The organism is Streptomyces sp. NRRL F-525 (genome assembly GCF_000716605.1).
Classification (GTDB): domain Bacteria; phylum Actinomycetota; class Actinomycetes; order Streptomycetales; family Streptomycetaceae; genus Streptomyces.
Genome location: NZ_JNXE01000011.1, coordinates 1 through 14,557, shown reverse-complemented (window position 1 = coordinate 14,557; position 14,557 = coordinate 1). Strand labels below are relative to the sequence as shown.

11 protein-coding genes are annotated in these 14,557 nt (G+C 71.8%); 5 read left to right on the top strand and 6 right to left on the bottom strand.

The annotated features are described in order from the left end of the window. Positions 1-9 precede the first annotated feature (9 nt). Genes OO69_RS17585 through OO69_RS17575 form a run of 3 tightly spaced genes read right to left on the bottom strand, consistent with a single transcriptional unit; the run spans position 10 to position 3,423 of the window. A complete protein-coding gene (locus OO69_RS17585) occupies positions 10-1,596 on the bottom strand; it encodes an acyl-CoA synthetase (protein WP_033281618.1) in 1,587 nt (528 codons plus the stop codon). A 10-nt stretch (positions 1,597-1,606) separates the two neighbouring features. Further along, positions 1,607-2,476 carry an amidohydrolase family protein gene (locus tag OO69_RS17580; RefSeq protein ID WP_033281777.1) on the bottom strand — a complete coding sequence of 290 codons (870 nt, stop codon included), beginning with the start codon at positions 2,474-2,476 and terminating at the stop codon, positions 1,607-1,609. Positions 2,477-2,505: 29 nt separating this feature from the next. Further along, positions 2,506-3,423, bottom strand: coding sequence for an SDR family NAD(P)-dependent oxidoreductase (locus tag OO69_RS17575; protein ID WP_033281617.1), 918 nt, complete (start codon positions 3,421-3,423; stop codon positions 2,506-2,508). A 246-nt stretch (positions 3,424-3,669) separates the two neighbouring features. Here OO69_RS17575 and OO69_RS17570 point away from each other — a divergent pair, with 246 nt between their 5' ends. Together OO69_RS17570 and OO69_RS17565 are read left to right on the top strand one after the other, a co-directional pair. Further along, entirely contained in the window at positions 3,670-4,095 is a 426-nt protein-coding gene (locus OO69_RS17570; RefSeq protein ID WP_033281616.1) for a MarR family transcriptional regulator, read from the top strand. Between the two features lie 20 nt (positions 4,096-4,115). After that, positions 4,116-4,997, top strand: a complete 882-nt coding sequence (locus tag OO69_RS17565) for an IclR family transcriptional regulator (RefSeq protein WP_234444462.1) — start codon at positions 4,116-4,118, stop codon at positions 4,995-4,997. Between the two features lie 76 nt (positions 4,998-5,073). On the opposite strand, the gene OO69_RS17560 is transcribed toward OO69_RS17565, so the two are convergent. Further along, the gene (locus OO69_RS17560; RefSeq protein ID WP_033281615.1) at positions 5,074-5,295 is read right to left on the bottom strand and encodes a hypothetical protein; all 222 of its coding nucleotides are present in this window, start codon (positions 5,293-5,295) and stop codon (positions 5,074-5,076) included. A gap of 61 nt (positions 5,296-5,356) precedes the next feature. Further along, a complete protein-coding gene (locus OO69_RS17555) occupies positions 5,357-6,997 on the bottom strand; it encodes a ferric reductase-like transmembrane domain-containing protein (protein WP_033281614.1) in 1,641 nt (546 codons plus the stop codon). Positions 6,998-7,256: 259 nt separating this feature from the next. Here OO69_RS17555 and OO69_RS17550 point away from each other — a divergent pair, with 259 nt between their 5' ends. Together OO69_RS17550 and OO69_RS17545 are read left to right on the top strand one after the other, a co-directional pair. Next, complete coding sequence (locus OO69_RS17550; RefSeq protein ID WP_033281613.1) at positions 7,257-7,952, top strand: response regulator transcription factor; 696 nt, start codon at positions 7,257-7,259, stop codon at positions 7,950-7,952. 193 nt (positions 7,953-8,145) lie between these two features. After that, complete coding sequence (locus OO69_RS17545) at positions 8,146-9,540, top strand: HAMP domain-containing sensor histidine kinase (protein ID WP_234444461.1); 1,395 nt, start codon at positions 8,146-8,148, stop codon at positions 9,538-9,540. 108 nt (positions 9,541-9,648) lie between these two features. Here the strand turns inward: OO69_RS17545 and OO69_RS17540 are convergent, their stop codons facing one another. Continuing rightward, positions 9,649-12,312: an FAD/NAD(P)-binding protein gene (locus tag OO69_RS17540; protein WP_199810966.1), complete on the bottom strand. Its 2,664-nt coding sequence runs from the start codon at positions 12,310-12,312 to the stop codon at positions 9,649-9,651. Positions 12,313-12,653: 341 nt separating this feature from the next. Here OO69_RS17540 and OO69_RS17535 point away from each other — a divergent pair, with 341 nt between their 5' ends. Then, the gene (locus tag OO69_RS17535) at positions 12,654-13,898 is read left to right on the top strand and encodes a L,D-transpeptidase (RefSeq protein ID WP_033281611.1); all 1,245 of its coding nucleotides are present in this window, start codon (positions 12,654-12,656) and stop codon (positions 13,896-13,898) included. The last annotated feature ends 659 nt before the right edge of the window (positions 13,899-14,557 follow it).

Genomic DNA, 14,557 nt, shown 5'->3' with positions numbered 1-14,557 from the left:
TTAAGGGAGTTACCGGTCGCCGAAGCGCTTGCGCACCCGGGACTTGAGGAGCTTTCCGGAGGCGGTGCGCGGGAGTTCGTCCGCGACCACCATCGACTTGGGGATCTTGTACTTGGCGAGCCGGCCGGCCAGCGACGCGAGCACCTCGTCCGGATCCGGGGAGGCACCTTCGCGGGGCACGACGACCGCGCGCGGCACCTCGCCCCACTTGTCGTCCGCGACCCCGATGACCGCGCACTCCACGATGTCGGGGTGGGCCAGGAGGAGGTCCTCGATCTCGGCGGGGTAGATGTTCTCCCCACCGGAGATGATCATGTCCTTCATACGGTCGACGATGTACACGTACCCGTCCTCGTCGGTCCGCGCCGCGTCCCCGCTGCGGAACCAGCCGTCGGCGAAGACCGCGGCCGTCTCCTCGGGCAACCCCCAATAACCGGGCATGACATGGGGCCCGCGCACCACGACCTCGCCGGTCTCGCCCACGTCGGCGGGGGTGAGGTCGGGCCGTACGACCCGTACGTCGCTGAAGAAGTGCGGTACGCCCGCGGAACCCGCCTTGCTGACCGCGTGTTCGGCGTCCAGGAACAGGGTTCCGGGCGCGGCCTCCGTCATGCCGTAGCCCTGGAGGAAGGTGAGTCCGCGTTTCTGGTAGGCGGCGATCAGCGGGGACGGTACCGGGGAGCCGCCGCAGGTGAGGATGCGCAGCGAGGAGAGGTCGGCGTCGGCCCAGCGAGGGTGCCGGGCCAGTTGGTCGAACATCGTCGGCACCCCGAACATGAAGGTGATCCGGTGCTGTTCGATCAGGTCGAAGGTGGCCGCCGGGTCGAAGGCCTCGACCAGGACGCAGGTACCGCCCTTGAGCAGCACCGGCAGGGTGAGCATGTTGAGGCCGGCCGTGTGGAACAACGGGGCGGAGACCAGGGCGCGTTCGTCCGCGATCAGGTCGGTGTCGACGAGGACGTTGATCGCGTTCCAGGCCAGGTTGCCGTGGGTGAGCATGGCGCCCTTGGGACGGCCGGTCGTGCCCGAGGTGTACATGATGATGCAGGTGTCGTCTGCCGAGACGGGCTCGTCGATCGGCTCGTCGGCGGCGGCGCCGAGCAACTCCTCGTATTCCGGGCCGACTTCGACGTACGTACGGACGTCGGTGCTGCCCGGGAGTCCGGCGACGAGGCCGGCGTGCGTCGGGCCGTAGACGAGGATCTTGGCGCCGGAGTCGGTGAGTTGGTGGGCGATCTCCGGGCCGACGAGGCGGGTGTTGAGGGGGACGAAGACCGCGCCGAGGATGCCGGCCGCGAACAGGGTCTCCAGGTAAGAGGGGTGGTTGGGGCCGAGGTAGGCGATGCGGTCGCCGCGGCGGACGCCCCGGGTGCGGAGGGCGTGGGCGAGGCGGGTGGTTCGGGTATGCAATGTGCCGTAGTCCATCGACGAACTACTGCGGCCTGTCGACGATCCACCGTCGCCTGCCGACGATCCGCCGCCGCCTGTAGACAGTCCACCGTCGCCCGTCGACGAACCACCGTGTACCAGAGCCGTGCGGTGCGGGGTCTTCCGGGCCCGGCGTGCGGGCCAGGAGCCCAGTCCCTCGTTGCGCATCCGGTGCCCCTTACGTCAGTCCGAGCAGGCGGGCGGCGTTCTCCTTGAGGATCTTCGGCTTGACCTCGTCCTTGATCGGCAGCTTCTCGAAGTCGGCGAGCCAGCGGTCCGGGGTGAGGACGGGGTAGTCGGAGCCGAAGAGGACCTTGTCCTTCAGCAGGGTGTTGGCGTACTGCACCAGCTGCGGCGGGAAGTACTTCGGGGACCAGCCGGACAGGTCGATGTGGACGCCCGGCTTGTGCGTGGCGACGGCGAGGGCCTCGTCCTGCCAGGGGAAGGACGGGTGCGCCAGGATGATCTTGAGGTGCGGGAAGTCGGCGGCGACGTCGTCCACATGCAGGGGGTTGGAGTACTTGAGGCGGATCCCGCCGCCTCCCGGTACGCCCGCGCCGATGCCCGTCTGGCCCGTGTGGAAGAGGGCGATGGTGCCCGTCTCCTCGATGACCTCGTAGAGGGCGTAGGCCACGGACCGGTCGTTCGGGAAGAAGCCCTGGATGTTGGGGTGGAACTTGAAGCCCTTGACCCCGTACTCCTCGACCAGTCGGCGGGCCTGCTTCACGCCCGCTCGGCCCCGGAACGGGTCGATGGACGCGAAGGGGATGAGCACGTCCGCGTTGGCGGCGGCGGCCTCGGCGACCTCCTCGTTCGGGACGGGCTCGGTGCCCGTCGCGGACTCGGCGTCGACCGTGAAGATCACGGCGGCCATCTTCCGCTCGCGGTAGTACGCGGCGGTCTCCTCCAGCGTCGGTTTCCGCTTGCCCTCGACCTTGAAGTAGGCGGAGGAGGCGTCGTGCAGGTCGTCGTCCAGGGAGGAGTGGCCCTTGGAGGACACCTCCGCGTGGGTGTGGACGTCGATCGCGACGAGTTCACCGACGTCCATACCCGTACCCGTGTCCGTACCGATGTCCATCACGCCTCCGGCAGCTTCGGTGCGGGGATGCCGACCGACTGGAGTTCGGCGCCGACCGAGGTGGGGAAGGCGTCGGCCAGGGTGTCAGGGGTCCAGCCGCCGTCGGCGTAGGCCGCGCTGATCTCCTGCGGGTGGGACCAGAGTGCCACCTTGTCGCCGCCGATGCCGATGGCCTGGCCGGTGATCCCGCGCGCGGCCTCGGAGGCGAGGTAGGGCACGAGGGCCGCGCAGTCCTCGGGGGTGCCGAAGCCCTCGCCCTTGCGGAGGAAGTCGGGCAGCGGGTCGCCGTTCCTCATGGCCTCGATGTACGGGGCGAACGCGGGGATCGTCTCGGTCATCGCGGTCGCGGCGACCGGCACGATCGCGTTGACGGTGATGCCCGCCCGGCCGAGTTCCATCGACCAGGTGCGGGCGAAGGCGGCGATGCCCGCCTTGGCGGCCGAGTAGTTGGTCTGGCCGAAGTTGCCGCGCTGGCCGGCCGGCGAGCCGACCAGGATCAGGCTGCCGCCCTCACCCTGCTCGCGCATCCGTACGGCGGCGGCGCGGGCGCAGGTGAAGGTGCCCTTGAGGTGGGTGGTGATCACCGCGTCGAAGTCCTCGTCGGTCATCTTCCACAGCACCTTGTCGCGCAGGATGCCCGCGTTGGTGACCAGGATGTCGAGCCGCCCGAACTCCTCGACGGCACGATTCACCAGCCGTTCGGCGGCCTCCGTCGTGCCGACCGGGACGACCTCGGCGACGGCGGTGCCGCCCGCCTCGGCGATCGACTTCACGGCCTGCTCGGCCACCGCCTCGTCGATGTCGTTGACGACCACGGACGCGCCGTGGGCGGCCAGGGCGTGCGCGTAGGCGAGGCCGAGGCCCCGGCCACTGCCGGTGACGACGGCGACCTTGCCGGTCAGATCGATGCTGGGCACGAGCGGATCCCTTCACACGGCGATACGGCTGCGAGCCGCGCCGGGGTCTGAACCCACCGGGGTGCGGCTACGAGATCGAAGCTAAGAGCAATAATTGTTGACGTCAATAGTTGTTGCCGATGGACCATGTGCGTCACACTGGCTCCGAACCACCGCACGCCCCGCCCGGGGCCTCGACCCAGGGAGCCCGCCATCGCCGGTCAGCCGCACGCCGCGAACCCCCCGATCGACGCGCACGAGCCGTGGATGCGCGGGCTGCACGCGGACACGGGCTACCTCATGTACCGGCTGGGCCTGCGCTCCGGCCAGCTCTTCAACACGTTCCTCCAGGAGTCGGGCCTGCGCCTGCGCCACTACGCGCTGCTCCGCTTCCTGGCCACGTCCGAGGGCGCCCTCCAGCGCGAACTGAGCACCCGCCTCGGCTACGACCCGAGCGCGATCGTCGGCCTGGTCGACGACCTGGAGAAGCTGGGATTCGCCGAGCGCCGCCCTTCCCCCGACGACCGGCGCAGCCGCATCGTGGTCCTGACAGCGGACGGCCGCGGCTTCCTGCGCGACACGGACGAGGCTGGCCTGCGCGTCACGAACGAACTGCTGGACCCACTCGACGCGGCCGAGCGCGAGACCCTGCACACCCTGCTGCAACGGGTCGCCGAGGACGGACTGACCTGACACCGGACGGAGGCCCGGCCATGACCACCACCCGGTCCGCTACGAGCACCGGTTCCGCTACGACCACCGGGTCCGCGGCCACCGCACAGTCGGCGCCGATCACCGGGTCGGCAGCCACCACCCGGCCCTCGAGGATCCCCCGGTCGACGGCGCCCGCCACGCGCTCCGCGCCGGACCGGCTGCTCGCCGTGCTCGCCGCCTTCGACCACGCGCACACGGCCCTGTCCCTGTCCGACATCAGCCGCCGCGCCGGCCTCACCCTCACCACCGCCCACCGCCTAGCGGGCGCCCTCACCGAGTGGGGCGCCCTGGAACGGGACGCGTCGGGTACGTACCACGTAGGTCTACGACTGTGGGAGATCGCGGCACTGGCACCCCGCGGGCTCGCCCTGCGCCAACTGGCCCTCCCCTACCTGGAGGACTTGTACGAATCGACGCACGAGAACGTGCAGCTGGCGGTGCGGGACGGCGCGGAGGTCGTCTACACCGAGTGGATCTCGGGCCGTTCCGCGGTCGGCGTGCACATCCGGGTGGGCGCCCGCTGGCCGCTCCACGCCACCGGAGTGGGCCTGGCCCTGCTGGCCCACGACGACCCGGACTCCCAAGAGGCCTACTGCGCCGGTCCGTTGGCGCCGTTCACGCCGTACACGATCACCGATCCGGTACGGCTGCGCCGGGTGCTGGCCGAAGTCCGGCGCACCGGCGTGGCGGTGAGTACCCGTCAGATCACGGACGACGCGCTGTCGGTGGCGGCTCCGGTGCGCGGGCCGGGCGGTGCGGTGGTCGCCGCGGTGTCGGTGGTCGTGCCTCAAGTGGACGCGCAGGTACCGGCGTTGGTACCGGCGGTGCGGCTCGCTGCGCGTGGGATATCGCGGGCGTTGGGGTGGCGGCCGGAGGTGTGACGGGGGCGCACGGCTGCCGACGTGCGGTGCGTGAAGAGGAGTCCGTGGAGCCGGAGTTGGCGCGCCCGTGAGGCAACTACTTGTCCTCGCCCGGCTTTCCGACGTGGTCGCCGTAGCCGGCGCTGTCGTCCCCGGGCTTGGCCGAGGCGTTGGACGTCGAGGCGGAGGTGGAGGCGGGCGGCATGTGGTCGCCGCCGTCTCCGGACTTGCCGGTCGCGCCGGAGGCGTTGAGTTGGAAGGCGAAGAGGAGGACGGCCACGGAGACGGTGGCGGTGAACCAGAGGGTGATGCGTCGCATGTGTGCTCCTGTTGTTGACGGGGTGTGGTACCGCTCCGCTTGTTGACGGGGTGGGGCGCCGCTACCAGGCGAACTCTTCGGTGTGGATGCTGTCGCGGTGGGCGCCGGCGCCGCGGGCGGCCTTCCGGACGGCGGTGATCCAGGTGGGCGGGCCGCAGACGTAGATGTCCCGGTGGGCGATGTCGGGGACGAGGTTCTTGAGGACCTGGGCGTCGTCGTCGAGGTGAGCGGGGGCGGTGGCGTGCCCGGGAGTGCCGGCGAGGTGGGCGGGACCTGCGATCTGCCGGGAAGTGCCGACGCGGTGCGCGGAAGCGGCCGCCTGCAGGGAGGCATCGGTGCGGTGGGCCGGGTCCGCGGTCTGCCAGGTTGTGTCGGCGCGGCGCGCGGGACCGGTGGCCGGCCTGGAGATGTCCGTGAGGTGGGCCGGACCCGCGGCCGACCAGGACGTGACGTCGCGGTGCGCGGGACCCGCCGCCTGCCAGGACATGTCGGCGCGGCGCGGTCCCGGGAGGAGGATCAGCTCGACGCCTCGGTCGGCGGCGATGGCGCGGAGTTCGTCGGCGAACACGGCGTGCTCGTCCTCGCCGTGGCGATAGATGAGGGTGGCCTCGCCGGGGGCGTAGGGGGCGTCCTCGAGCAGGGCGCGCATGGGGGTGATGCCGATTCCGGCGGCCATGAGGAGCATGCCGGGGTGGGTACGGCGACGGGCGGTGAGGGTGCCGTAGGGGCCCTCGATCAGGGCGCGGGTGCCGGGGGTGAGGCGGGCGGCGCGCTCGCTGCCGTCGCCCACGGACTTGATCGTGATGCGCAACCGGTCCGGGGTGGGGGCGGCGGAGAGCGTGTAGGGGTTGCCGCGGGACCAGCCGGGGCCGTCGAGGAAGCGCCAGACGAAGAACTGGCCGGAGGCCGTCCGCATCCGGTCCAGGCGGTGGCCCTTGAGGGTGACCGAGACCGTGCCGGGCACCTCGGTGACCACGGACTCGACCCGCAGGCGGTGGTACAGGGAGCGCCAGGCGGGCAGGGCGACGCGGTAGAGGAGGGTGGCGGCGAACGCGAAGCCGTAGAGGCACCACCAGTAGACGCGGGTCCATGTCTCGTGGAAGTCGGCGCCGTCGGTGAAGGTGTGCGGGAAGGTGGCCGCGATGCCGGCGTAGGAGTAGATGTGCAGCAGGTGCCAGGACTCGTAGCGGAGTCGGCGGCGGGCCGCGCGGATCGAGGTGACCACGACCATGATCAGCAGGGCGGTCCCCACGGTGGCGAACAGCATCCATGAGTCGGTGACGAACAGGCGCAGGAGTGCGTCCGGGATCGCCGTGGGTTCGCGGGTGGACCGTTCCAAGGCGAACAGGGTGACGTGGGCCGTCATCAGCCAGAACGACGCGAAGCCGACCAGGCGGTGCCGGCGGGTGAGCAGGTCGTGGCCCCAGGACCGTTCCACCCAGGGGATCCGGGCGAGCAGGACGACCTGGAGGATCATCAGGTCGGAGGCCAGCAGTCCGGCGAGCAGGCCGAGGGAGCCGGTCGCGCGGTCGGAGGCCGTCAGGCTGAGTGGACCGCCCTGGTTCCTCACCCACAGCGCTACGACCGCGACCACGGACAGGATCGCCAGCGCGCCGAGCGGGTCGGCGAGCGTGAATCGCCCCCTGCGGGGTGGAGCGGGCGGGGTGCGTTGCCCGCGGGGCAGCTCGGTGGACAGGGTCATCGGCGGGCTTCCTTCGTCGCGAGGGCCAGGGATGCCCCGGCGGCCAGGGCGTGTCCTCACCCTTGCCTCGCTCTTTGTGGCCGCTCTAAGAAACCCGGCGGCCGGGAGGGGCGGTCGGGCCTCTGACCTGTGTCGACAACGGCTCGGTGGGAGGACGGGCCCGCGTGGTTCTTAGACTTCCTTGTTGTTCGCCGCCGATCCTGAGGGCAGGCGACGGTGCCCGTTCCCGCGGGTGCCGGTGAGGAAGTCGAGGTGCTGCATGGCGGCGGTGGGCCGGAAGCCGGAGGTGCTGGTGGTCGACGACGACCCCGGCGTGCGCGCGGCCCTGGACCTGGGGCTCGGTCTTGAGGGCTTCACGGTACGGCTGGCCGAGGACGGCGAAACGGCACTCGACGAGGTCGTCGGCCGACCGCCGTCGGTGATCGTCCTGGACGTGACGATGCCGGGTCTGTCCGGGGTCGAGGTGGTCCGCGCGCTGCGCGCCCAGGGCAGGACGCTTCCGGTGTGCATGCTCTCGGCGCGCGACGAAGTCGACGACCGGGTCGCGGGGCTCGCGGCGGGCGCGGACGACTACGTCGTAAAACCGTTCTCCATCGGGGAGTTGGCCGCTCGGCTGCACGCGATGGTGCGGCTGCACGAGTCGACGACCGAGCGGTCCCTGGTCGTCGGCGACGTCGCGATCGAGCCCGCGCGCCGCGTGGCCTCCCGGGCGGGACGCGAACTCCGCCTGACCACCCGCGAGTTCGACCTCCTCCTCGCCCTCGCCCACCGGCCCGGCCAAGTCCTGTCCCGCGCCCAGCTGTTGGAGCGGGTCTGGGGTTACACCTGGGACGTGGACACCAACGTGGTCGACGTGTTCATCGGGTACCTCCGCAAAAAACTGGAGGCCGACGGCGGTCCCCGGGTGCTCCGAACCGTCCGCGGAATCGGCTTCGTCCTGCGGACCGGGCCGTGACGGGGGTGTCGCGCGGCGTGCGCTCCGATCCCGGCTGCGGGCGTCCTGTGGAACGGTCCATGACGCGGCTGCCAGCCGGCCCGAGACCCTGGAACATCGCCGGGGGCAGTCCCGCGTACCCGCCCATGACGTGGGAGCCACGCAAGCCGCACCCCCAGATCACCTCCTCCGCCGTCGCCCCATGGACCGGTCCATGACCTGGGTCCCGCGCAGTCTCCGCTCCCGGATCACCGCTGCTGTCGTGTTGCTGGTGACCGTCGTGGTTGCGCTCGCCGGGTTGGTCATCGTGGCTCGGATCGATCACCGCGACCGTACCGATGTCGACCGGCAACTCGCCGCCCGTGCCGAGAAGGGCGACCAGGATGCCGACAAGTTGCGCGACCAGGGGGACCATCCGGGCAGTGGCGGTGAGGACAGCGACGACTACGGCGGTCTGCTGGCCGGAAGTCAGAGCCTGGTCCGGCTCGTCTCCGGTGGGAAGGTGATCGCGCAGCACGGCGAGACGCCGAGCGCCCCACTCCCGGTGCCCACCCGTGACGGATACCGCACGATCGACACCGACGGGCAGACCTGGCGCTCACTGACCCGCTCCCTGAGCACCACCGGCGAGCGCCTCGAAGTGCTTCAGGACATCGACCCGATCGAACGGCGGCTGGCGGACAACACCGTGATCGTCGCCGCCGTCACGCTCCTCGCCGCCCTCGCCACGGCCGGCGGCGTCTGGCTGCTCACCCGGATCATCCTCCAGCCACTGGAACGCCTGCGGACCGGCGCCCTCGCGATCAGCGCGGACACGGCCGGGCCCCAACTCCCCGCCGTCACACACCCGCAGGAGGTCGCGGATCTCTCCCACGCGCTGAACAGCATGCTGGACCAGTTGCGCGTCAGCATGGACTCCACCCGCCGTTTCACCGCCGACGCGGGCCACGAACTCCGCACCCCGCTCACCAGCCTCGGGGTCACCCTGGAGACCCTCCAGCGCAACCCCGACCTCCCCGCACCCCAACGGGCCCGCGCCCTGGAGGCGATGAGCGCGGAGCACCGTCGAATCACCGCGCTCCTCACCGGACTTCAGACCCTGGCCCGCGGCGACGCCCACGCCCTCCCCGAACGCACCCCGGTCGTCCTGAGCGAGCTCCTCACCGAGGCCGTCGCCCACGCGGCGCACCGCCACCCCACGACCACCTACCGGCTGACGGCCAACTCCCCTGCCACCGTGGATGGTTGGCCCGTCGGCCTACGCCTGGCCGTCGACAATCTCCTCGACAACGCGGCCCTCCACGGCCGCTTCGAGGGCACGGTGGACGTCCGGCTCGGCGAGGACGCGGGAACGGTCCACATCACGGTCGCCGACGACGGCCCCGGCATCCCCGCCGCCCAACGGCAGTCCATGAAGGCCCGGTTCACCCGCGGCACCCGCGCCCGCTCGCCCGGCTCCGGCCTCGGCCTGGCCCTCGTCGACCAACAGGCGCACCTCCACCACGGCACACTCCACCTCGACACCGGCCCCGCGGGAGGCCTGGAGGCGACCCTCAGCCTCCCCCCGGCACCGGAGGACGAGCCCCGCGAACGGCCCACTCCCGACTGACCACGAGATCGGATCCAGAGGTAGGCCTACGACGGGACGCGCCTCCAACTCCCGCTCGTCCCACCCGTTTTCCACAAGCCACCCCGATCAGCATCCCCCCTACCCGCCTCACCCGGGCAACCCCGCCAGCATCCGCCGGTCCCGAGGCGCCGCCTTCCGGTCCAGCCGCGCGTCCAGCAACCGTCGTGCCGCGTCGCACCGCCCCGCCGACACCAGCGCGTACAGCAACGTCTCCTCGACGACCTCGCGTTGGGCCGCGCTGCCACCCACCTTCCGCAGGACCGGCAGCAACGCGTCGAGCCCGTGGGCGGCTTCGTGGAAGCGGTGTTCGACGAGGGCGGCGAAGGCGTCGCAGAGCGGGGCGATGACCTCGCGCTGCACCGGGTCGGCGCCCGCCGCGTGGTCGCGCAGGCGGCGGAGGGCGGGGAGGTCTCCGGCCGCCGTCAGAGCCACTGCCGCGTGCAGGGCCGTGAACGCCGTCGCAGGTCGCTCCAGCACCTCGCAGGCCACGGTGCCCAGGACGTCCGAAGTGGGCAGCTCCCCCTGCCAGTTGCCGCTGAGCCGGGCCCGCCACAGCAGCGACCCCGAGTCGACCAGAGCGCGCACCCCGGTCACCCGCCCGGGCGCCAACTGCGCGAACCAGCGCCTGCGTACGGCGGCGGGGTCGTCCAACGCCAGTTCGTGCAGGGCGATGTGCCAGGAGAAGTGGGCCCGGTGGACGGCACCCCGGCCCTGCCCGGACACCCAGCCGTCCAGCCAGTCCCGGCCCGCCTCGTGGGCGCCGGACTCGTAGTGGACGTGGGCCAGCGCGTGCACGGCGTGACCGGACGCGGGCTCGACTCCCAGGGCGCGGTGGGCGAGTTCGCCCGCCTCGTACAGCCGGCCCTGCTCCTGGCGCAGGAACGCGAGCAGCGAGGTGTGGAACCAGTGCCCGTCGTAGGCGGGGGACGTCTGCTCGACGAGCCGTAGGGCGTAGTCGTCGTCCAGGTCGGTGACGCCGGAGAACGCGATGGTGGGGACGGCGGTGGCGAGGGCCAGCGCGTCGGCGGGGTGGGCGTCGAGGTGTCGTATCAACGCGCCGTCCCCGTCGGCGGATTGGACCCGGCGGGTGATCACGTCGACGAAGGACCGCTCGCGTTCGTCGGCGCGTTCGTGTGCGCAGCGCTGGGCGTCCGCGAGCGCCCGGGGTACGTCGACCGCGGCCCCGCACTCGTGGCCGAGCAACGCCAACGCCGCGTGGCCCAGGGCGAATCCGGGGTCCAGGGCGACCGCGCGGGCGAAGGCGTCCTCGGCTCCGGCGCGTACTTTGAGGACCCGGTCGAGTCCGTTGCGGTAGGCGGTGGCGGCCTCGGCGTGGGTGGAGAGCGGGAGGCCGAGTCCGTCGACGGGCCTGCGGCGGGCGGCGCGGCGGGCCGGTGGCGCCAGCAACTGCTGGGCCAGAGTGGCCGCCTGCACGCGGATCTCGGGGATCGCCGTGGTCTCCCACAGCTCACCGCGCCTGGGGGCGCCGAGCGTGAACAGCGGTCGCGGGGAACGGCCTCGGGCGTCGAGGAGACGTCCGTCGCGGGTGGCGACACCCATGCCGAGCGGGCCGGGAACGGCCGCCCCTGTCTCGAACAGCCCACGCCACAGCGGGTCTTCGAGCCGCTGCCCGGGTCCCGTGCAGTCGATCACCCAACCCACGCGCACCGTACGGCCGTTGGACAGCGTGACCGCCAACTGCCCGCCGGACTCCACCACATCGGCGATCGTGCCCGCGTGGACCTGGAGGCGGCGGGCGGTGCGGGCCCGGGTGACCGACTCGGCGGTGGTGGGGGCCATGCGGTGGCGGTGGGTGTTCCAGAGGGCGCCCTCGTGGGCGAGGAACTCCCCGCGTTCTTCGGGGGTGAGGCTGCGCCAGAGTCGCGCGGTGTGCGGGCGCAGGCTGTCCAGGGCGGGGCGCCAGTCGCCGTGGGTGCGGACGGAGCGGCTGACGTGCCGGTAGACGGTTCGGCGCAGGCCGCTCAGGGTGAGGTCGCGGGGCCAGCTCGGCGCGTCCATCGCGCCGGCCGGTCCCAACGCGTGGGGCTGCGGCAGGAGTCCGCGGCGGGAGACGGCGTGGACCGTGCGCTTGGAACGGTCCAGGGTGAGGGCGAGGTCCACGGCGGTGAGGCCGGTGCCGACGAGGAGGACGTCGGCGGTGTCATCGCGCACGGCGTCCAACGCGCCTGGTTTCCAGGGCGAGTTGATGAAGCGGGGCGAGGTGCGCAGCGCGGGCGGGGCCCAGGCGGCCGTAGGAGCGGCGGGGCCGGTGGCCAGGACGGCGCTGTCGGCGGTGAGGAGTCCCCCGTCGGCGAGGTGGAGTTCCACCGGGCCTTCGGGGGTGCCGGTACAGCTCTCGGCGCGGGTGCGCAGCCGGCGTACGGAGACCGTGCCGTGAGAGCGGACGACGGCCTGGGCGAGTGTGTCGGCGAGGTAGGCGCCGTAGCGGTAGCGGGTGGCGAAATCGGCGCCGCTGACAGTGGGTTCACCGTGGCGGCACAGCCAGCGGGTGAAGTGGCCGGGGTCGTCGGGGTAGCAACTCATGCCGCCCGCCGGGACGTTGAGCCGATGGCGCGGATCGGGTGTGGCGTAGGCCGTGCCGCGGCCGGCTTCCGGGGCCGGGTCGACCAGCACCAGGTCGAGCGGGGTCCGGCGGCGGGTGGCGGTCTCGCAGAGCTGGACGGCGGTCAGGGTGCCTGCCGCGCCCCCTCCGACGATCGCCACGGTGGGCCGCTTGCGGACTTCGGTCACGAATACCTCCGGCGTGGTCTGCCGCGGAGCCGCCGAAACGGAACTCCGCCTTCAGTTCCTTCCTCACTATTCCGACCGGGTAGGTGGGGAAGCCATGGCGGGACGGGGATCTCACCGGATACTCAGGGCACCGGTCGGCGCCTTCATACTCTGTTCACACTCGGGAAGCGTCCGGCAACCGTGGTTTCAGGCCTTCTTTCATGCTCTCTTCACAGGAATCTCAGGTGGAGCCCCTGGGATTCAAAGACTCACCCCATGGAAGTGGCGCAGGATGCAACGGCACTGGTGATCTCGTCGCGTACGGCCAGGGGGTGTGCGCGACATGCGGAGGAAGGCCTGCCGTGGGCGTGTCGCACATATCCAACCGGTCCGAGAAGCAGTCGGAGAGGTGGTCCCGTCGTGGGGTCCTCACCGTGCTCGGGGTGGTGCCGGCCGCCGTCCTGACCGGTTGCAGCGGTTCGGCGGGGGCCGCGGAGAGCTCGTCGTCGGGTGGTTCGTCGGCGACGGCGACGGTGAAGGCCGCGAAGGCGCCGACCGTCACGGTCTCGCCCGCCGACGGCACCAAGAAGGCCGACTTCACGGCCCCGGTCACGGTGACCGTGGCCGACGGCACGCTCGCCACGGTGAAGGTGACCGGCAACGACGGCTCCACGCTGGCCGGCACCTTCAACGACGCCAAGACGAAGTGGACGTCCACGAAGAACCCGTACTCGGGCACGAAGTACACGGTCTCGGCGCAGGCGCAGGACGCCGCCGCGAAGACCCTGACCTTCACCACGAAGTCGCCCGGCGAGACCTTCGTCGGCTACTTCACCCCCGAGGCGAACTCCACCTCCGGCGTCGGCATGCCTGTCTCGATCAACTTCACGCACGCGGTCAAGGACCGGTCCAACGTCCAGAAGGCGATCACCGTCACCGCCGAGCCCGCCGTCGAGATCGTCGGCCACTGGTTCAGCGACACGCGGCTGGACTTCCGCCCCGAGACGTACTGGGCGGCCGGCACGAAGATCACCCTCAGCCTGCGTCTGAAGGACGTCGAGGGCCAGGACGGGATCTACGGCGTCCAGTCCAAGGACGTCACCTTCGACATCGGGCGCGAGCAGATCAGCACGGTCGACCTGTCCAGCAAGGAGATGACCGTCAAGCGGGACGGCAAGACCCTCGCGACCTACCCGGTCAGCGGCGGCAACGCCCAGCACACCACCTGGTCCGGGATCATGGTGATCAGCGAGCGGTTCAAGCAGACCCGCATGGAGTCCTCGACGGTCGGCCTCGGCGACGAGTACGACATCTCCGACGTCCCGCACGCCCAGCGCCTCACCACCTCCGGCACCTTCGTGCACGGCAACTACTGGGCGTCCACGTCGGTGTTCGGCAGCGAGAACACCAGCCACGGCTGCGTCGGCCTGCACGACGCGAAGGGCGCGAACGACACGTCGGTGGCTGGCTACAAGTTCTACGACAGCTCGATGCTCGGCGACGTCGTCATCGTGAAGAACTCCGGCGAGAAGACCGTGGCGGCGGACAACGGCCTCAACGGCTGGAACCTGTCTTGGGCGGAGTGGAAGGCGGGGAGCGCGGTCTAGCCGCCGACGCCCTCCGCCTCTTGGAACGGTCCAGCCCGGCACCCACTACCTCCCGGAACGGTCCAGCCCCGGCACCCACCACCTCCCGAGAGGGTCCAGCCCCGGCGCGCTCCAGCCCGGGCCACCGCTGGCCCGGGGCGCGGTCCGGACCGGACGCGTGCCGGCCCCTGGCCCGGTCCAAACCCGGCGGGCCCTTCCGACCCCGGCTGCTCCGAGCAGCGCGTCCCGGTCCCGACAGCGCCTTGCAATCCGGGCGACGCCCTCGGGTTCCAGCATCCTCTGGTCCGCGCGGCACCCTCTGGTCCGCGCGGCACCGTCTGATCCCGGCGGCACACTCCTGCCCCCACGGCGCCTCTGCTCCCGCAGCGCCATCCAGCCCCCGGCCCGGTGCGCGCCGATCCCGGCTGCGCTCTCTGGTCCCGGCGGCCCGCGCCGGTTCCGGCTGCCCGCGCCGGTTCCGGCGGCGCCCTCTGGTCCCGGCGGCGCGCACCGGCCCCCACAGCATCCTCTGATCCCGGCTGCACCCTCCGGCCCCTGCGACGCCCCCTGGTCCCAACGACGCGCACCGGCCCCCGCAGCACCCTTCGACCCCGACCACACCCTCCGCCACCCACACCGCCCCCCACCCCCCACCACCACCGAAGACACCTCTCGGAAAC